The sequence below is a fragment of the Paenibacillus sp. 7516 genome, from assembly GCF_002272715.1.
In the GTDB taxonomy this organism is placed as follows: Bacteria; Bacillota; Bacilli; order Paenibacillales; family Paenibacillaceae; genus Paenibacillus; species Paenibacillus illinoisensis_A.
Genome location: NZ_NPBI01000020.1, coordinates 247,669 through 266,453 on the forward strand (window position 1 = coordinate 247,669; position 18,785 = coordinate 266,453).

16 protein-coding genes are annotated in these 18,785 nt (G+C 48.5%); 7 read left to right on the forward strand and 9 right to left on the reverse strand.

All coding sequences use genetic code 11. The features are described 5' to 3' along the window. Window positions 1-40: 40 nt before the first annotated feature. Window positions 41-1,297, forward strand: a complete 1,257-nt coding sequence (locus CHI14_RS17075) for an amidohydrolase (RefSeq protein WP_095289696.1) — start codon at window positions 41-43, stop codon at window positions 1,295-1,297. A gap of 127 nt (window positions 1,298-1,424) precedes the next feature. Here the strand turns inward: CHI14_RS17075 and CHI14_RS17080 are convergent, their stop codons facing one another. Together CHI14_RS17080 and CHI14_RS17085 are read right to left on the reverse strand one after the other, a co-directional pair. Then, window positions 1,425-3,011, reverse strand: coding sequence for a choice-of-anchor I domain-containing protein (locus CHI14_RS17080; RefSeq protein ID WP_095289697.1), 1,587 nt, complete (start codon window positions 3,009-3,011; stop codon window positions 1,425-1,427). Between the two features lie 211 nt (window positions 3,012-3,222). Next, window positions 3,223-4,005 carry an SDR family NAD(P)-dependent oxidoreductase gene (locus CHI14_RS17085; RefSeq protein ID WP_095289698.1) on the reverse strand — a complete coding sequence of 261 codons (783 nt, stop codon included), beginning with the start codon at window positions 4,003-4,005 and terminating at the stop codon, window positions 3,223-3,225. A gap of 146 nt (window positions 4,006-4,151) precedes the next feature. On the opposite strand from CHI14_RS17085, the gene CHI14_RS17090 reads away from it, so the two are divergent. Both CHI14_RS17090 and CHI14_RS17095 read left to right on the forward strand, forming a co-directional pair. Further along, complete coding sequence (locus tag CHI14_RS17090) at window positions 4,152-5,045, forward strand: LysR family transcriptional regulator (RefSeq protein ID WP_095289699.1); 894 nt, start codon at window positions 4,152-4,154, stop codon at window positions 5,043-5,045. 212 nt (window positions 5,046-5,257) lie between these two features. Further along, window positions 5,258-5,701 (forward strand): Hsp20/alpha crystallin family protein, encoded by a 444-nt coding sequence (locus CHI14_RS17095; protein ID WP_095289700.1) that lies wholly within the window; start codon window positions 5,258-5,260, stop codon window positions 5,699-5,701. Between the two features lie 129 nt (window positions 5,702-5,830). Here the strand turns inward: CHI14_RS17095 and CHI14_RS17100 are convergent, their stop codons facing one another. The 4 genes from CHI14_RS17100 to CHI14_RS17115 all read right to left on the reverse strand — a co-directional run bounded on the left by CHI14_RS17100 (window position 5,831) and on the right by CHI14_RS17115 (window position 9,305). Then, window positions 5,831-6,385, reverse strand: coding sequence for a DUF1697 domain-containing protein (locus tag CHI14_RS17100; protein WP_095289701.1), 555 nt, complete (start codon window positions 6,383-6,385; stop codon window positions 5,831-5,833). Window positions 6,386-6,523: 138 nt separating this feature from the next. Beyond that, a complete protein-coding gene (locus CHI14_RS17105; RefSeq protein WP_095289702.1) occupies window positions 6,524-7,174 on the reverse strand; it encodes a hypothetical protein in 651 nt (216 codons plus the stop codon). A gap of 360 nt (window positions 7,175-7,534) precedes the next feature. Continuing rightward, complete coding sequence (locus CHI14_RS17110; RefSeq protein ID WP_095289703.1) at window positions 7,535-8,098, reverse strand: TetR/AcrR family transcriptional regulator; 564 nt, start codon at window positions 8,096-8,098, stop codon at window positions 7,535-7,537. Continuing rightward, complete coding sequence (locus CHI14_RS17115; protein WP_095289704.1) at window positions 8,091-9,305, reverse strand: MFS transporter; 1,215 nt, start codon at window positions 9,303-9,305, stop codon at window positions 8,091-8,093. Before CHI14_RS17115 ends, CHI14_RS17110 begins: the two co-directional genes overlap by 8 nt. Window positions 9,306-9,521: 216 nt before the next feature. On the opposite strand from CHI14_RS17115, the gene CHI14_RS17120 reads away from it, so the two are divergent. Then, the gene (locus CHI14_RS17120; RefSeq protein ID WP_095289705.1) at window positions 9,522-10,328 is read left to right on the forward strand and encodes an alpha/beta fold hydrolase; all 807 of its coding nucleotides are present in this window, start codon (window positions 9,522-9,524) and stop codon (window positions 10,326-10,328) included. 24 nt (window positions 10,329-10,352) lie between these two features. Beyond that, window positions 10,353-11,336 (forward strand): sensor domain-containing diguanylate cyclase, encoded by a 984-nt coding sequence (locus tag CHI14_RS17125; RefSeq protein ID WP_095290149.1) that lies wholly within the window; start codon window positions 10,353-10,355, stop codon window positions 11,334-11,336. Window positions 11,337-11,445: 109 nt separating this feature from the next. Here CHI14_RS17125 and CHI14_RS17130 read toward each other — a convergent pair whose 3' ends face one another. Next, complete coding sequence (locus CHI14_RS17130) at window positions 11,446-12,933, reverse strand: right-handed parallel beta-helix repeat-containing protein (RefSeq protein WP_095289706.1); 1,488 nt, start codon at window positions 12,931-12,933, stop codon at window positions 11,446-11,448. A gap of 118 nt (window positions 12,934-13,051) precedes the next feature. Here CHI14_RS17130 and CHI14_RS17135 point away from each other — a divergent pair, with 118 nt between their 5' ends. Together CHI14_RS17135 and CHI14_RS17140 are read left to right on the forward strand one after the other, a co-directional pair. Continuing rightward, window positions 13,052-13,588: an SMI1/KNR4 family protein gene (locus tag CHI14_RS17135; RefSeq protein WP_095289707.1), complete on the forward strand. Its 537-nt coding sequence runs from the start codon at window positions 13,052-13,054 to the stop codon at window positions 13,586-13,588. A 132-nt stretch (window positions 13,589-13,720) separates the two neighbouring features. Next, window positions 13,721-14,377: a DUF2625 family protein gene (locus CHI14_RS17140; RefSeq protein WP_095289708.1), complete on the forward strand. Its 657-nt coding sequence runs from the start codon at window positions 13,721-13,723 to the stop codon at window positions 14,375-14,377. A 135-nt stretch (window positions 14,378-14,512) separates the two neighbouring features. On the opposite strand, the gene CHI14_RS17145 is transcribed toward CHI14_RS17140, so the two are convergent. Next, window positions 14,513-15,859, reverse strand: a complete 1,347-nt coding sequence (locus CHI14_RS17145; RefSeq protein WP_095289709.1) for an MFS transporter — start codon at window positions 15,857-15,859, stop codon at window positions 14,513-14,515. 239 nt (window positions 15,860-16,098) lie between these two features. Then, window positions 16,099-18,750 (reverse strand): cation-translocating P-type ATPase, encoded by a 2,652-nt coding sequence (locus CHI14_RS17150; protein WP_095289710.1) that lies wholly within the window; start codon window positions 18,748-18,750, stop codon window positions 16,099-16,101. Between the last annotated feature and the right edge of the window lie 35 nt (window positions 18,751-18,785).

Genomic DNA, 18,785 nt, shown 5'->3' on the forward strand with positions numbered 1-18,785 from the left:
ACTGATTCGGAAATAAGAGAGTTGAGAGAGGGGAACCGATATGATCGACATTATCGCGCTTCGCAGAGAGCTGCATCAATATCCCGAATTGGGATTCACTGAATTTCGTACCGCTACCAAAGTTGTACAGATGTTAACAGCGTTAGGCTATCGTGTAACGTATGGAAAAGATGCCATTGATGACGCGTCCCGGCGGGGGCTGCCCAAACCGGAAGTGCTGGAAGACGCCTATCAGCGTGCTCTCCAGGAAGGAGCAGAGCCCGCTATAGTGGAACAGATGCGCGGCGGATTTACCGCTGTTGTCGCCGAGCTGGATGGAATTCAGGAAGGGCCGACAACGGCATTTCGCTTCGACATGGATGCACTGCCCATTCGTGAAAGCGGACAGGACAAGCACGTGCCGCAGTCTGGGCAGTTCCGCTCAACCCATGAAGGCATTATGCATGCATGTGCACACGATGGTCACACCAGTATCGGTCTTGCGCTGGCAGAACGGTTAAGCGACAGACAGTTTGCCGGGAGAGTCCGGCTGTTATTCCAGCCTGCAGAAGAGGGCGTACGCGGTGCTTACGCCATGGTGGAAAAAGGCATGCTGGATCAGGTGGATCGACTGTTCTGCCTGCATCTCGGCACTGACGTACCATCCGGTCATGTCAAAGGGGCCTCCGCTGGTTTCCTGGCAACGACGAAGCTGGAAGCGCACTTTACCGGGGTATCCTCTCATGCGGGAGCTTCACCTGAAGAAGGGCGGAATGCGCTGCTTGGTGCGGCAACTGCCATGCTTAATATTCATGCCCTGCCGCGGTTTAGTACAGCCGATACACGCATTAATGTGGGCATTTTGGAAGGAGGAACTGGCGCGAACATCATTGCCGAGCACGCTCGCATGGTAATTGAGACGCGTTCCACGAAGGAAGAAACGAATCTTGAACTGGAGCGGCGTGTGCGTCAGATTCTGGAGCATAGTGCAGCCATGCATGAGTTAAGGGTTACCGTTGAGATTGTAGGCGGAGCTATTCCGATAAGGTGTGATATGGAACTTGCGGAGCTCGCCGTGAAGAAGGCAGAAGGAATATCTGGAATAAGACATGCTGAAGCGATCTCGGATGGCGCTGCCCTGGGAAGCGAGGATGCCAGCTATATGATCCAACGCGTGCAGGAGCAGGGTGGACTGGCCACGTATATGATTGTGGGCAGCGACCTGCCTGCACCCCATCACCATCCTGAATTCGATATCGATGAAGCCGTTCTCGCTCCGGCGGTGGAATGGCTGGAACGGTTGGCTCGGAACGTTTAAAGCAGCAGAGATGGCACATTAGCAGGCAACAAAAAAAGGACATGAGAGCGTGATGCTCTCATGTCCTTTTGAATTTCATGGACTCGGTACCCCAGCTGCTGTCACAGCTGCCTACTGCGTACCTGACTTATTTTTTCTCGAAAAAGCTAAGTGTCCCCGTGCTCTCATCCGCACTGACAAATACACTGCGGCCATTAACCCGATGGATTCCTTCCGGTGACTCACCAGCTGTCGGAATCAGGCCAAGGTAGGCCGGGTTCACCGGGTCGGCCAGATCGAAGAACAAAATGGCATCGGCCCGTTCAGAGGCTACAGCAGCATAAGTTGTGCCGTCTACAGTGGATACCGTCAGATTCTCGACCTCACTGCCTTTGCTCGGACTGCGATCATCCGGATATAAACCAACCCTCGCGGTTGCTTCATCGATCAGGTTTTGGCTGTCATATACCCGCTTGCCCTGTAAATCCCAGACGGCGATATTGCGTCCGCCTGCTTTGACACCATCGTCAAACTCATCTTTGCCCAGGTCGCCTTCATTGGCAGTCAGCAGGTATTTGCCATCTGCAGAGAATGCAATACCGTCTGGCTCATAGCGAGCTGTCAGGCTCTCGGAGAACTGAACGACACCGTCATCGTTCAGATCAGCTTGATGTGAGGTAGTACCGAGCGAGAAGATCGAGCTGATCTGTTTCGTTTGCAGGTCGATGATGGCGATGACATTGTTCTCCTGCAATGTAACAGCAGCGGTTGTGCTGTCCGGGCTGATGGCAACATACTCTGGCTGCGGATCATGCGGGTAGCTTGCTCCGCTCACATCTTCCAGAGACGCAGGCAGGTTGGTTACCTCTCCTTCAAGGACGTTTCCACCGGCAAACGATACAATCATGATGCTGCCTGGGCGTTTGGCATTAGGGTAATCGATCTCGTCCGCAGCTTTGTTCAGTTCCTCATCTTCAATTGCAATCACGGCGTGCAATCCATCCGGGGACAATGCAATGGAGTCTGGCCCGATGCCGAGCCCATATGTCTTCACGGTTTTGTAGGTTGCAAGATCAACAATGGCCAGTAGTCCCTTGTTCGCCTCGGTATCTGTATCGCCGGTACGAATAACGGCCAGACCATATTTGCCGTCCTTGGATACAGTTACACTGGTTACTTCTGCTTTGGCAGAGAGATCATGGAAGCTGACCGTTTTTAGAACGTTCACGTTGTTCAGATCAGCAATATCCAGAACGGAAATGCTGCCATTGTCTGCTTCAGTTACGAGGAGGCGCTGACCGTCCGGGGTAGAGGCAGCGATTTCGGCTTTGCCACTTGGCATCTGGAAGGCAGCTGTCTGTTCGAATCCGGTTTTATTTTGGCTCAGGATTACTTGATCCGTAATTAATTTGAGCGTTTGTGGAGAAACGTAAGTCGTTCCTTTGGAAATATAACTTTTGCTGTCCAGTTGCGTTTGAACCCCGTTAATGGTAGCTGTAGCTGTTCCGACCGGGAGCTGCACTCGGACTTCACCCAACTGAATATCGGCACTGCGACTGCTGCTATCCCATGTGATGGTTCCCTGCATATTTTGGATGGCTGTTCGTAATGCAACATGATGATTTGCCGATTCGGATGCGCTATCCGCGTGTGCTATTGATGTGTAATTAGTTGCCCCTGCGCCGAGTATGGCTGTCATGGACAAAACAGCGAGCCATTGATTTCTCTTTTTCACAGTTCCAGATCCCCTTTACATTGCATGGTTGAACGTATGTATAATTGCTTTAGTATAGGGGTGAATTGTTAAGCCGAAGTTAGCGGAATAAAGCATTTGTGTAAAACATGCAGTGCTTTTCCATCCAAGTGAAAAAAAGCCTACTGGCAGAGCAGAGCTCTGTCCAATAGGCTTTACCTGGTATATGAAAACCATGTGGAAATGTACAGACTTAGAACCAGCGGCTCAGGTCTGGATATCCGGTCGTTGCCCAAGCTCCATCCACGATGAGGCTGGAACCAGACACATATCCTGCGTCGTCGCTCGCAAGGAACAGGGCAGGTCCCGTCATTTCTTCAGGCTGTGCAGCACGTTTCATCGGAATACGTTCCATGTAGGCTTCTTTGATGTCTGCATTGGAGAGCAGCTCCGCAGTTAATGGTGTATCAATGAGACCCGGTAGAATGGCATTGACACGAATGCCGTTACGCGCCATTTCGAGTGCTCCATTCTTGGTAAGCATTTCGACGCCAGCTTTGGCAGAGGCATAGGCCGATCCGGCATACATAGGCACGTGAGAGTTGAGGGAGGCCACGTTTACGATGGCTCCGCCACCATGTTTAGCCATCTCAAGGGCTTCATGCTTCATGCTCAGGAAGACGCCTTTCATGCACAGATCCACGGTGAAGTCCCAATCTTTCTCTGAGAGTTCCGTAATAACGCCTGCACGGGAGGCACCTGCCACATTAAAGGCCAGATCGAGTTTGCCAAATTGTTTGACAGCGGCACTCACCATTTCTTCAATATCGTTTTCAACGGTCACATTGGCTTTAACACCGAAGAACCGTTCCCCAAGTTCACCCTGGATGGCGTCCAGACGTTCTGTATTCAGATCGGCGGCAAGGACGGAAGCTCCCTCTTGGACAAGGCGTCTCGCAATGGCATATCCGATACCGGATGCCGCACCTGTAACAACCGCAACTTTACCTGCAAATCGATTCTCAAATGGATTCATATGTAGCACTCCTCTGTCGATTAAAATAAAATGATTTCGCTTACATTCATCTTCAATCCAAGTATACTTAATTATATGATTCATGTATATTTAACAAAAATACACTTAACTTAAAATAAATTAATGTAAGGATTGGGAGTTAAACGATGAATCTGGAACAAATGGTGTATGTGCTTGAAGTTGAAAAGACCAAATCCATTACCGTTGCTGCTGCAACATTATCGGTTACGCAGTCCACGATCAGTCAGGCGATCACACGTCTGGAGCACGAGCTGGGCATGCAATTGTTCAGCCGATCCCGTAACGGTGCGTATGTATTGGAACAGGCCAAGCCTATTTTGGACCAAATGAAATCGGTTGTCGATACAGTCCAAAACATCAAGGAGGATGCCCAGTATATGGGGAAGTCGATCCATGGAGAACTCCGATTGTCAGCCATACCTGGAGGGATTCCGGGCATCATACCTACCATTGCGAGTATGAAGAAACGATATCCGGATCTGAAATTTGAGCTGTCCGAAGGTGCTGCCCGCAACATTATAAGAGATGTGCGGAACAAGCAGGTCGATCTCGGTTTAATTGCTCTGTATACAGATGATATGGAGCAGCACCTGGAAGGATTGCGCTTTGTTCCCATTGATGAAGGGGTGATGCGAGCCTGTGTGAATCATACCAATCGCTTGGCAGGCAAGAAGTCGATCACCATGCATGAACTGAAAAATGAGACACTGGTGTTATTTAATGACGAATTGGTGGATTTGTTTGTAGAGGAGCTTTCACAGGCTGTGGGAGAGGTGAATGTACTGTTCCGAACGAACAATTCCGAAGTGGTTAATGCGGCCCTTGCCCAACTGGATGCGGTGACGATCGGTCATGAATATTCATTCACACATGACAGAAGTGTCCTGCATCATGACTTCTCCATTCTGGAAATTGAAGGTGTACAGCGTGCGATTTCCATTGGATGGGTTATGCGTGAGAGCAAAACGTCCAGTCTCATCGTCAAGCGCTTTCTGGATCGTTTTCAGTATGAAGGATAGCATCTAATCATTCTCTGGAATGAGCCCGAAAAAGCAGGAAGGTCAAAAAAGGTCAAATTAAAAGAAACAAGGATCTATTTTCAGGCAGCGGGTCATATTGAAGCAAAATCATTTCTTTTCGACTCTTACGTATTTTGAGCATCATCCACAAGAGAATTATAATAATCCATGTAAGCAACAACAAACCAATCACATATAAGGAGATGATGTTCATGTTTGATCTGATCCCGTTTCGTAAACGAAATGAAGACCTGTTCGGACACATGCTGAAATCCTTCAATGATATGGTTGACAGCCCGTGGCTTTCTCCCTTTGGAACCGGCAGCCAGCCATTCCGGACGGATATCCGTGAGGAAGATGGGAAATATTTGATTGAAGCAGATCTGCCTGGTATCGCCAAGCAGGATATCGATATTCAGGTACAGGGCAATGAACTGGTGATCCGTGCGAAACGTAATGAGTTTCATGAACAGAAGGATGATTCCAATCGAATTATTCGGCAGGAGCGCAGGTCCGGTGAATTCCTCCGGCGTTTCTATGTGGAACATATCGATGAGGAGAACATTAAGGCCCGATTGGAAGATGGTGTGTTGAAGCTTGAAATTCCGAAACGTGCAGGAGACGATCATACCCTCAGACGTATTCAGATCGATTAATGATTTTACATGCAGCTGCTTGTATTCATAAAGGGTATCCCTCAAGGCAAACAGCATGGAGAGACATCCGTCAACATATTCCTCCATGCCATCCCTTGGGGGATTTTTTTCATGCCGAAGTTCTTATAATCACTCTGCCGTAGCCAGCATGAGCTTATAAATTTGGCGGGTCGTGTTGACGTTTCTGACCGTCATATATTTATAGACAGAGGAGCCGACAAGCTTGTTCATCCCGCTGCGCGCGGCATCTTCTCTGCTTACTGAATACAAGATGGCTCCGGTAACGTATATCAATGTGCCGACTTCCGGTTTGAGGGGCAGCTTGTCCAACACCGAGACGTCATTGACTTCATCCCACAGAAACATCACGTCACTCTTCGCCTGCTCGTCATTCGTCCATTCCTCCGGCAGCGCCTGAAGCACGGTCTGCATTTCATTCATATTGCGTACCACAACACGGATCTCTAAGCCGAACTCGGCCGTAATGGCCTGCTCCAGTATCTTGGATATCTCAGCGTTAGCTTGAATGCGTTCCTGATGATCGGCGAAGATAATGTTGCCCGTGTTAATGTAAGTTACAACATCCTGCATGCCTGCTTGTTCAAATGTTTCTTTCAGCTGCTTCATATTGATCTTATTGTTACCGCCTACATTAATCCCCCGAAGCAAAGCAACATAAATCATGGTCTTCCCCCTTGTTCATCAGAGATAAATTCTTCTGTACACAAATTTCAATACAGGTCCTAATTCGTTAGCGAAGCCATCGTACTTGGGAACAGCTGCAACCATCATCTTCAATTTGCTTATTCTCACTCCGATGATTTAACGAAGTGATAAATATTCAACCAGATGTGCGGTGTACTCGGCGCCGAGCAGATCAATCAATAGAGGTTCTATGTGCTCCAAATATTCAGGTTTGGTTTCATAGGTCTCTTCATCCTTCACTTCTCCACCGTAAGCGCGTGCAGCTTCAATCAGGATGGCGAGTGCAGTGAACAGATTGGACAATGAATCGGCAATACGCCGGGGCTCTCCGCCTTCGAAGGCCGCATACACAGGTGAGTTGGCTGGGCTTGTATCCACGATCAATGGATCATCATTGAAGTTGGCAATAACGACATGATTTGCTTTCCAGGAGGGCGACTCCTCATACGGCTCATTCATGCCAATCCATCGGTAACCCTGCTGCTGGCGGTGCAGGTGCTCGGGGGCAACAAACGATAACAGGGCTGCATCGCCGATTTCCACGGCCGCATTTTTCATTTTGAGTGTCCCTTCAGCTTGTGCATCTCTCATCTCATAATGGGTGTACAAATATACAAGCTCAGGTGAGAGGGGGATACGCTTGTCCACTTCGGGCTGGCTAGGTTGTTCACGAGGGCGCAGATCATGCTGCTTGAAAAGTCCGTAAGCTTCATTGTATAAATCCTGCTGTTCAACAAACTGTTGTAGGGCAGCGTCCAATTTTTGCATGGTTTTAATTCCTCCTGAAGTTATGAATGTCATGCTCATACGATGTATAGGATCCAGTCACCATAGAAATTATACTATATCCAAATGGGAAAAGCTTACAACCTGTTATGGTGGAAGTCGACTGAATGTCCCATGACTAGGACCGAACCAGTGGCTAAACATTTTAATGGGGAAGACAGCTTGGGTGCAACGGAGCAGAAGGGAAATTAAACCGGCCTGCTTAAGACCGGACACGGCAAAGGGTGACTGTAAAATAACGAAGACGCAACCTGCGTCAAAAGAACATCACAAAGAGGAGCGGTCTCCACAGTATAAGCATGGAGATGCGTTCCTCTTTGCTTGCAGGACAAGTCAAATTCGCTAGCGGCGTATGCCTGTCCAGAATACATTCCAGGCAATGGCGAGTGCGTGTTCATAAGATTGTCTGGTCTCATATACGAGCTGTACATCCAGTCCATCCAATAGCGTGACATAAGCCACCGTAGCTTCCTCGGGGTTCAGACGGATGTCCTCATGTTTGGCAAACACGGCGGCGAGCTCGGCTTTGAGCGTGCCAAGATATGTTCGATACTGCGCGAGGACAAAATCATGCACCTCAAGCGGAGTAATAAAGGACAGAATGTACATAAAAGCCACATTCGGATGTGTCAGGAATCTGTTTTTATGCTCATGCAAAAAGTTGTACAATTGCTGCTCTAAAGGCAGTTCATTCGCTTCCAGGAAGAAATCTTTGACGAATTGTTGTTCCTCCTGAACCACTTCCTCATAAAGTTCAAGCAGCAGTGCCTTTTTGGTCGGGTAATGATACGCTAGCGATTGCTTGCGAATGCCCGCCTCTTCGGCGATCTGTGCCATCTTGGTTCCCTCGTAACCCAGACGATTGAAATGTTGGATGGCAATCTCCTTGATACGTTGTTTACTCAATGTCTACCTCCAATGAATAATCTTCAGCTCTCCGTTGTTTCCGGGAGTATACCAGATATAACAGGATATATACCACAAAAATGCCTATGGCAATATCATACACCACTGTATAGGAAAATGCTGAAGCAATCATACCAAGCAGCAGTGAACCACCGCCAATGCCCAGATCGAAGAAATTGAAGAAGGAAGCCATGGCATTCTCATGTTCATGCTCGTCCACCAGATTGACGCACCAGGTCTGAATCGCTGGGAAAATGGCACCGAATCCGAATCCATACAAGGCACCGGCCATGAGGAAGTGCATGTCATTTTGAGCGATGGTCAGTACGAACAGTCCCGCGATCGCAAATACGGCAGATGGCAGCAATACGGACCCCGGGCCCAATCGATCGAACATTCTCCCCGAGAACAATCGGACCACAAAACTCGCAATAGCTACGATGAAGAAAAACCAGGCTACACTACCAAAGCCTCTCTCTGCCGCAAACAAGGCTACAAAAGACATGATCGACCCGGCAGCGACGCCAACTAACATAATCAGCAGGGAAGGAAAGAGTACCTTTTTTTCAATTAGCTTGATTTTAGGTGTATGGGAACCCGATGGGTCTGCACCTGATGCTGTTTTTGGTTTTCTCGATACAAATATCGCCATGATCAGAGCGAGAAGCAGGATGCACATCCCACCCATGAACAGACTTTGATAATTGTATTTGTACAGAAGGCTGGTTCCGATCAATGGGCCAATGGAAATGGCCACGGTCTCTCCTACACCGAAATACCCCATACCTTCACCTCGGCGATCCTTGGGTATGTTTTCTGTAGCAATCGTTGCAAAATATGTCGTTGCCAGACCAAAGCCAAATCCGTGGATAACCCGCAATATTAAAATCATCCAAATACCTGACGATAGGTAGTATGATCCTGTGGTTACTGCACATATGGTTATGCCGATGAGCAAGAGAAACTTTTTGTCCATCCGCGAGGCAAGTACCGACGTGAAAGGGCGAACCAGGATGGCTGAAAACATGAATACGCCTGTCACAAGGCCAATCTGAGAAGCGTCGCCGCCAAGCGTTGAAACGAATAGAGGCAAGGTTGGTAACAGCATTTCAAAGGCCATGAACAATAAAGCGTTAGCCAGCATGATAAAAATAAACGATCTTCCCCACAACTTCTGGGGTGCATTTCCAATTCCAAGGGTAGTCATACATCTTCCTCCACTTTGTTATCTTTGTCGCGCGACATGTTGAAATGATATTACCTGACGACAGTCAGGTTGTAAAGAGTTTTATCTTTTGCGAAAATGTGAATCTATTTCATGTTTCCATCAAGGGAATTCATATTTTTAATTCATATTCCAACAATTTCCGATATAATAACCACATGTGAAGTGAATGGAAAATACCTCAGAGAGGTGAGTGTAATGACGGTTGACGTCCTTGTACGTAACAATGTAAAAGTGCTTGGTTCAGGCAGCAGAACGATGGTCTTTGCTCATGGGTTTGGATGTGATCAGGACATGTGGCGCTACATCGTTCCGGGTTTTAGTGAGAATTATCAAATTGTTTTGTTCGATTATGTAGGCTCAGGGCAATCTCAGATCAATTATTACGATGCGCATAAATACAGTGATTTGCGAGGGTATGCTACGGACGTTCTGGAGATCATGGAAGCGCTCCAATTGAGAGATGCCATATTCGTTGGGCATTCTGTCAGCAGCATGATTGGCATGCTGGCATCGATTCAAGCTCCCCAATATTTTAAAAGCATCGTGATGCTGGGGCCTTCTCCGCGATATGTGAATGACCTGCCGAATTACTATGGGGGCTTCGATCGCCGTGACATTGATGAACTGCTCGAGATGATGCAGTTGAATTTCATAGGCTGGGCAAGTTATTTGGCACCGATCGTGATGCAGAATGCAGAACGGAAAGAGCTTACGGAAGAGCTGGAGAAGAGCTTTTGCTCCAGAGATCCGCATATTGCTAGGCAATTTGCCGAGGTGACATTTTTGTCCGACTGCCGTCAGGAGCTGGAACAGGTATCTGTACCTACTTTGATTCTTCAATGCTCCGATGATAGCATTGCCCCGGTTGAAGTGGGCGATTATCTGCATGCTCATCTGAAGAACAGCATGCTGCAGCAGATGACCGCCAAAGGACATTACCCTCACTTAAGTCAACCGGAAGAGACCATTCGGTTGATTAAGAATTATCTGACGAGCGCATAAAACTCAGAAGAAAGGCTGTTATTGATGGATGCACAATTAGATTTTGCTCCCTGCGGGTACTTCTCGATCTCTGACTCGGGTATCATACAATCAGTCAATCAAACCCTGCTGACGATGCTGGGTTATGAACGCAGCGAGCTAATGGGACGACATATTGAGTCCACCATGTCGGTCACCAACAAGCTTTTCTTTCACACGTATTTCTATCCATACATTCAGCTGTATGGCCGCGTGGACGAGATGTACTTTACGTTTCGCACCAGTGATCAGCAGGATGTTCCGGTTCTGCTTAATGGGATTCGCCAGACTCGTGACGGGGAAAGCGTCGTGGACTGTGTGGTTGTGGTCATGCGTAAACGGATTGAACATGAGAAGGATATTTTGAACACGAAGACGAAGCTGCAGGAGCTCTATCAAGCCACGCATGAAGCAAACAAGGAGCTTGAACGGCTGCACGAGGAATATGAAGTGAAGCAGCAGGCATTAATTAAAGTGAATGACCAGCTGGAGACGATGGCTTCCACCGATCTGCTCACCGGACTCAAAAACCGCAGATTCTTTCAGCTGAGAATGCTTGAAAGCCTGGAGAGCTTCCGTACAACCCGGCGCGAGTTCTCGCTGCTGGTCGTTGATATTGATCATTTCAAAAGCATTAACGACACGTACGGACATCCGGTAGGGGATCTCGTACTTGGCAATCTGGCAGGTCTGCTGCAGTCGGTTTCCAGAAGTTCGGACGTTGTGGCACGTTATGGCGGGGAAGAATTCGTGATTATCCTGGCGGATTGTTCAGCCGAACAAGCACTGATTACAGCCGAACGGTACCGTTCGCAGGTGGCTTCAGCCGATTGGGGAGCCTACAATATCACGGTGAGTATTGGTGCAGCAACGGTTGCAGAGGAGGATACGGATCAGTCCTTGTTCCAAAAAGCGGATATGGCGCTGTATGCCTCCAAAACCGGAGGGCGCAATCGGGTGACCCATGCAGCTGGTTTAATCCAAAGCTAACTTCTTATAACTAATGATGCAGTAAAAGCAGAAAATAACCGGACAGGACAGGGACACCCCTATACCCGATCCGGTTTTTGATTTTCTATTCTTTTCTCAGTCTCCGCTGTTACCTGGGTGCAAGGTAACCATAACCTTCTGCCGGTGATCCGGGCTGGAGATTGAAGTCTTCGCTGGTTTCGTTCATGAATGCCGGATTTACATAGCGTGAGTGTGCGTCATTGCCGGAGTCCTTCATGTAGGCTGGAAAACCGGAATACCCTTCATTTTTCCAAACCCATAGGGCATCTTCCTCTGCAATCGGGGTGTAGTACACATTTTCATCAAACAGATTCCCTGAATTGCTGCTGTATTCATTGTAGATGAGTACACCGGAGCTGCCTGACACGACAATGTTGCGTTTAAACGTGTTGTTCTTCGTCATGGCTTGCACGAACAACTGCCCATTGCCTGCGCCCAAGGTGTCATTCTGAAACAGGGTATTATACATCACCGTGCTGTTTTCGGTAGACCCGCGTTCCTCGTCATATCCTCCCATGGCAATGCCCGTTAGCCTGTTGTGATAAACCAGATTATCCTGCACGGTAATATGGCTTGTGGAACGCCCGGCATGTTCGGATGCAATTTCGATTCCGATATCGTTGCGATACAACCGGTTCTGTTCAATGATATGATCTGTACCCCCATCGACATAGATGCCCCCAGCCGAATGGCTGCCATTGGGAAGGTTGGTGCCATAGGAAGGATTGAAATTGGACGTAATATCGTATACTTCGTTACCTCTTACAATTCCATTTCGGGCCCGATCATACTTGTCATCTGGAGACATCCCTTCATACCCAATCAGATCGATGCCGATGTTATCCGTATCATGGATGGTGTTGTCCAGTATGGAAAAAGTGTCTACATTTCCGTTAACAGCGAGTGACTCGCTTGAACCTAAGACCAGATCATATAATTCATTATCCTGGATAAGAATATTCCGCAATGCTGCGGGGTGTTCCGTGCCATAGACAGCAATCCCGTGAGCATCTCTTCCCGTTAAATCGGGTCCTTTCGGCTGAACAATGTTGGCGATCGCGTGTACGGTGTTGCCTCGAATTTGGATGTATTCACCTGCTCCGTGTACATAAATCCCGGTGGGTACCTGGTCTGCACGTGCTGTGGTGAAGTTACGAATCTCAACATTCTGTATCGTGATGAAGCTGGCATTCTCCACTTCAATCAAGCCTTCAATTCCATTTACAGATAGACCTTTTCCGTCAATAATGGCTTTCTCATTGGGATAGCTGGAAAAGATAGTAGGTTCAGTGGAGGAATGGCCGCTCCGGGTGATTTTGACTTTCTGCGGGTACACGCCCTCTCGCAAATAGACCGTACTCCCTGGCGCGGCATGTTCAGAAGCATGCTGCATTGTTTTCCATGGGGATTGGATAGTACCGCTGTTTGCATCGTCACCTGAAGGTGATATGTAATAGACTTCCTGATGGTCGGATCCGTCAGTTGGAGCAGAGGTTGGAATAGACGAAGCCTGATCCTGACAACCCGCTGCCAGCAGCGCCAGAGCCAGAAAACAAATGTTGACTGCACGAAGCAAGGTATTTCCTCCTTATGAGTTAGCTGTGAAGTTTTGATTATAGCAGATTTGAATGGTGAAATATGCCATGATATGCTGATAGAAAGGCAAAATGTGAGTGTGTAATGGAGGGTTAAGCATGTGGAACGATGTTTTTGAAAAGGAATGGGAGAAGCGGCCTGGAGCGAAGCGGGAGGAACTGCATGTATTTCTGCAAACGTGGAATGATGCTTTATCCGTGCAGGAGCTGCAAGAGATCAGAGCGAGGCAGAAGAATCCGTTTCCGAAATCATCTCCTTTTTATGAACAATATACTCCACTTGATCCCTCGTCCTGGTCGTTTCCAAAGCGACCATTGCCCGACAGTCATGCGCATTTACTCACCTATTCCAACGGTGGAGAATTCCAGAATGGCGAGAGGATCTTTCAGTTTCATGGTACTCCTGATTTTAGAGAGATGAATCTGGCCTATGAATTTGCAGAATACATGCCCGGCTCGGTTTCCTTCGCGATGGATGGAAGCGGCAATCATTATATTTTTGATATGAGAGAGGCATCACGAAACGGGGAATATCCGATCCTTTTTGCTCATTCTGGAAATTTGGGGTACGAGGATTGCGTACATGTGGCCGATTCATTGCCTGAATTGTGCAGGGGAACCGATGAGATTGAATGATGAGTCTGACTTTACGCGAGTAGGGTAGGACTGGACAGCGAGAATGTAAAGTGTTAGAGGGATTTGGTCACGGAAAATGGATGAAAGAAAGCTTGTATGAATAATGAATCGACACTTGGAAGGAGTAAAGATATGCAAACATTATCTGCAAATGAACTATTGGATCGGGACAATCACGCCTGGGAGGAACTCAAGGAACTACTGGATAACGGGCAAAATACATATGAGTATGTTTCTGCACAACCAGAGAATGGAGCAGATACACTCTATCGTCTTCAAGTGAGCACCAAATCCTATCTGGGAGCTGTTGCTTACGAGACGGAAGGAATGGTGATTGATCACGGGTGGATCACGCTGCTGGGTGCAGGAGGTAAGAGTGTATTTGGAAGTCTAACCAGCTGGAATGGTGTGAGCGACAAGCCCTGCGTACAGGCACTGGATGGCATGATGGTGGTTGCCTATGATGTGGCAGGTGGATTTTTTGCGCTGGATACCGGCAAATTCGGTCGCACTGGAGAGATATACTACTATGCGCCGGATGCCCTGGAATGGGAATCGACGGAGCTTGCTTATTCGGAATTTCTGACCTGGCTGGCAGATGGCGATTTGCAGCAGTTCTACCAGACCTTCCGCTGGGAAGGATGGCAAAATGATCTTGGTCAGCTTCAGACGGGACAAGTATTTGCCTATTACCCGCCTCTATGGACACAAGAAGGCAGCGGAGAGAGCAGCAGCAAAGCCCCTGTCTCGGTGGAGGAAGCCTGGAAGGCAGCGCGTGACGGAAGTTAATACGGAACTTGAAACCAGAGTTTGAATCGATGCGAATGACTGCGTACCGAAAGCGTATCGAAACAGACAAACAGCCCGCATACTGTGCGGGCTGTTTGTGTATTCATTTTATAACTATCATTCTAAAGCATTCCATTATTTAGTCGTACTACCCTTACTCTGTCTAATCCCGGAATGAGAGGCTCTGTGATGCCACACAACGATAACAAGCGAGGCAAGACAGACGAAGAGCAGACATCCATAAACAACGTGATAGGCTTTCTCTACCGAAACGCCCGGGATGCTGTGTAACAGAAGTCCGCAGACCGCCACAGACATCGAACCACCGAAGAATTGAATCAGCTGAAGCATGCCCATACCTGCTCCAATCTGCGCTTTGGGCAAAATGCGGGACGTTTCATTATTCAGTGATGCCATGGAGGCGGAGAGTGCGGGCGAGAAAAAGAGATAGCCTGCGGTAATGATCAGGGCGGACTGATTCAGTCCGAGCATAAACAGGGCAAGTACAGCTGCAAGCAGCACATGTCCAATCATCAGAAAGCGCATGTTGCCGTAACGGTCGATCCATCGTCCCACGAAACGGGTGCAAAAGGCTGCGACAATGGCTCCCGGAGCAATGAGCAAACCAATCGTGAGCGATGAACGTCCGAACAGGTCGGCAAGGACAAGCGGCATTAGAAATAGATTACCCAGATTAACCACCAGAATGCAGAAGCCAATGAGAATCAAACGTGTATATCCTGGTGTTCGAAATACATCTGGATTGACAAATGGAAGGTGTGCTTTGCGGATGTACCACATATGAGCCACAAGAGACAGGACACCGATGGCAAACCAGATCCAGGACTGCTGGGTAATCGCGACCAGAAGCGTAATGGCGTTAATGACCGTTAACACTGCCCCGATCATATCGAAAGGGTTGTCTGGGCTTGGTGTTTCACGCGGCAGGAAATAGAGCAATACAGGTAGTGCAAGCAGGACCAGCACGGTTATTGCAAAAAGACCATTCCATCCCCAGTATTCGCTAATGAGTCCGCCCACAATGGGACCCAGCCCAAAAGCCATGGCACTGCCTGAAGAGATGAGGGCAATGGCGGCTCCGCGGCGTTCCAGCGGGATGTAGCGGCTCGCAATCACAAGACCCAGCCCGGCCATAACCCCTGCACCTGCGGATTGCAGAATACGCGTCAGGAGCAGGACGGCGAAGCTATGTGCAAATAATCCAAGTAACGAAGACAAGCCCAGAATCAGCAGTCCGATGGTTAGCAGTTTGCGCACCGGAACCCGATCGGATAGCCGGCTGAAAATGACGGTCGATAATGCGTAACCGATAGAGTAGCTGGAGATGACCCATGAGCCCAGATCAGATGTAATTTGGAGATCGTTAATAATAACGGGTAAGGATACATTAAACATGGTGGTGTTCATCACGACAATGAACAGACAGCATGTCCAGAGAGGCATTACAATTTTATCTTTCACGTTACCATTCCTGTCTATGATTGAGTCAACCTATATTGAAAATCAATAAATCATTTTACGCCCAATCTTCATATATGGCAATAATGTCATAAAATTCGAAGAGTTTCGGCATCGGTGACAAATGAGATGAAACAGATCGAAACAAACAAAAAACGATAGGCAATGCCTTGCATTGTAGAGGTTGATTCCCGCAGCAAAAAGACGCCCGTCTGAGGGCGCCTTGAAGGGTAGAAGTATTTTTATGCCGCACTAACCGCTTTGCCACGGTTACGAATCCACTTGATGACATCCATCAGAATGACGGCAAGCAGGGCAAGGCCGCCTGCAATCAGGAACTCGTTCCAACCAAATGCATCCGGAATGGCGAAGATGCCGCGTACACCCGGAATCAAGGTGATTCCGTAAAGACAGAGACATACCAGAATGGAGCCAAGGACAAGCTTATTCGTCGTGAAGCCCACCTGGAAGATGGTCTGTGTGTTGGAACGGGCTGCAAATGTTTGAAGACTCCGTGCCAGGATCAGGGTCGTAAAGGCCATTGCCACGCTCATTTCTTCAGAGATGCCAAGCCCGATATACTGGGACACAATAACAGCCGCACCGATCAATACACCACGTGTAATCACGGCTTGAAGCGTACCGCCGGCAAAGATGCCTTCATTAATATCACGCGGTTTGCGCCGCATCACATCCGGTTCGGCCTTTTCCGTCCCCAGTGCAATGGCAGGCAGGGAATCGTTCACCAGGTTGATGAAGAGAAGCTGCAGGGCCGTAAACGGGTTCACCCATCCAACGATAAGTGCGAACAATATGGCGATAATGGCCCCAAGGTTACCCGCAAACAGGTAAGCAATGGCTTTTTTGATATTATCAAATACCATACGCCCGACACTCACTGCGTTCACGATGGATACAAAGTTATCATCCGTCAAAATCATGGCAGCCGCATCCTTGGCAACATCCGTACCGCTGCCCATGGCTACACCGATGTCGGCTTGTTTCAGAGCTGGTGCATCATTGACGCCGTCTCCGGTCATGGCTGCAATTTTGCCTTTGCGCTGCCATGCGCGCACAATGCGGATTTTGTTTTCAGGGGATACCCGTGCATAGACCGAAATGTGTTCAAGCTGGCGATCCAGCTCTTCATCCGACATTTTGTCCAGCTCAGCACCTGTGATGGCGAGATCATCGGGGCCTGCAAGTCCAATATCCCGTCCAATTGCCTGGGCTGTCGTTTTGTGATCGCCTGTGATCATGATTGTGCGGATACCAGCTTTCATGGACTCTTCAATGGAGCCATACACGGCTTCACGCGGTGGATCAATCATGGCTGTCAGTCCAACAAGCGTCAGATCATATTCGTCTTCAGGTGTGACCTGCTTTTTGTCATCGAATTTTTTGTAAGCATAAGCCAGTACACGGAAGGCACGTTTGGAAAAAGCTTCGTTTTTCTCCTCGAATTGTGTGCGAATCTCAGCGGTAAGCGGCTGAACCTCTCCGTTCATGAACACATGAGTACACCTGCTGAATAGCACATCCGGACCACCTTTGGTTAATAAGGCCGTCTGTCCTTCGAAGGTATGTACTGTGCTCATCAGTTTTCGATCTGAGTCAAAAGGAAGCTCTGCTTCCCGCGGGAACTGGTCCCGGATTTCGTTGTAGTCCTTGTTCACGCGGTTACTGAAGGCAATGAGGGCCACCTCGGTCGGATCACCCAGCTCCTTGCCCTCCTGGTTAATATTCGAATCATTGCAGAGCACTGCAATGTGTAACAAGCGTCGTTCCTCTTCAGACCACTGATCGGGATCGTCCGGGAATTCCTCTTTGGTGCCATGAGGGATGTAATAATCCACAACCGTCATCTTGTTTTGGGTAAGCGTGCCTGTCTTATCTGTACAGATAATGCTGGCTGAACCGAGCGCTTCCACGGCAGGGAGACGGCGAATGATCGCATGCTGCTTGGCCATTTTATTCGTTCCCAGCGACAATACAATCGTCACAATGGAAGAGAGAGCTTCAGGAATGGCGGCGACCGCGACAGCAACGGCAAACATCAGTGCGTTGATAATTGAAGGACCCAGATTGTCCGTGCCTTCGGTTAACCAGACACGCCCTGCCTCGATGGCAAAAATAAGAATGGACAATCCTAGAATGAAAAAGCCCAGTTTTTTGCTGAAGGCTTCCAATTTGCGCTGCAGCGGAGTTTCTTTGGCTTCAGCATTTTCAATCAATTCGGCAATCTTGCCGATCTCTGTTTTTGACGCGGTTCCGGTAATCACGAGAGTGCCGCGGCCGTATACGACCAGCGAGCCGCTGAAGGCCATGTTGCGCCGATCACCGATCGGAGCTTCTTCCGGAATGGCATCTGCATGTTTCTCTGCTGCTTCTGATTCTCCGGTCAGCATGCCCTCATTGATTCTCAGACTACCGGACTCCAAAATGCGACCGTCGGCCGGCACATAATCACCCGCATCTAATAAAACGATATCGCCGGGAACGAGTTCCCTGGCCGGAATAGTCTTTTTCTCACCATCACGGATAACCTTGGCTTCAGGAGCAGACATTTGCCTTAGGGCATCAAGGGAGCTTTCCGCTTTTTTGGTCTGTACGACACTAATTACGGCATTCAGCAGGATAACCAAAAAGATAATCAGGGATTCAATAAGATGTCCGAGCACAACCTGTACACCTGCCGCAATGAGCAGAACAATGACCATGGGATCTTTGAAATTTTCAAGAAACAGTTTCCAGACAGGGGTTGCATTTTTGCCTTTTAACTCGTTATATCCTTCTGTCTCAAGTCTTTTTGCAGCTTCGGAGGCAGTGAGCCCTTTGGGGGAACTATTCAAGTCTTGAAGTGTCTCCTCAGCACTGTGTCTATAATGTTGCAATTGACCAGCTCCTTGATTAAATGGATTTCTTCTGT

Bases quoted from the DNA above. Each gene is read 5' to 3' on its own strand.
- CHI14_RS17075 (WP_095289696.1), top strand. From the start codon at position 41: ATGATCGACATTATCGCGCTTCGCAGAGAGCTGCATCAATATCCCGAA.
- CHI14_RS17085 (WP_095289698.1), bottom strand. From the start codon at position 4,005: ATGAATCCATTTGAGAATCGATTTGCAGGTAAAGTTGCGGTTGTTACA.
- CHI14_RS17090 (WP_095289699.1), top strand. From the start codon at position 4,152: ATGAATCTGGAACAAATGGTGTATGTGCTTGAAGTTGAAAAGACCAAA.
- CHI14_RS17095 (WP_095289700.1), top strand. From the start codon at position 5,258: ATGTTTGATCTGATCCCGTTTCGTAAACGAAATGAAGACCTGTTCGGA.
- CHI14_RS17100 (WP_095289701.1), bottom strand. From the start codon at position 6,385: ATGATTTATGTTGCTTTGCTTCGGGGGATTAATGTAGGCGGTAACAAT.
- CHI14_RS17105 (WP_095289702.1), bottom strand. From the start codon at position 7,174: ATGCAAAAATTGGACGCTGCCCTACAACAGTTTGTTGAACAGCAGGAT.
- CHI14_RS17115 (WP_095289704.1), bottom strand. From the start codon at position 9,305: ATGACTACCCTTGGAATTGGAAATGCACCCCAGAAGTTGTGGGGAAGA.
- CHI14_RS17120 (WP_095289705.1), top strand. From the start codon at position 9,522: ATGACGGTTGACGTCCTTGTACGTAACAATGTAAAAGTGCTTGGTTCA.
- CHI14_RS17125 (WP_095290149.1), top strand. From the start codon at position 10,353: ATGGATGCACAATTAGATTTTGCTCCCTGCGGGTACTTCTCGATCTCT.
- CHI14_RS17135 (WP_095289707.1), top strand. From the start codon at position 13,052: ATGTGGAACGATGTTTTTGAAAAGGAATGGGAGAAGCGGCCTGGAGCG.
- CHI14_RS17140 (WP_095289708.1), top strand. From the start codon at position 13,721: ATGCAAACATTATCTGCAAATGAACTATTGGATCGGGACAATCACGCC.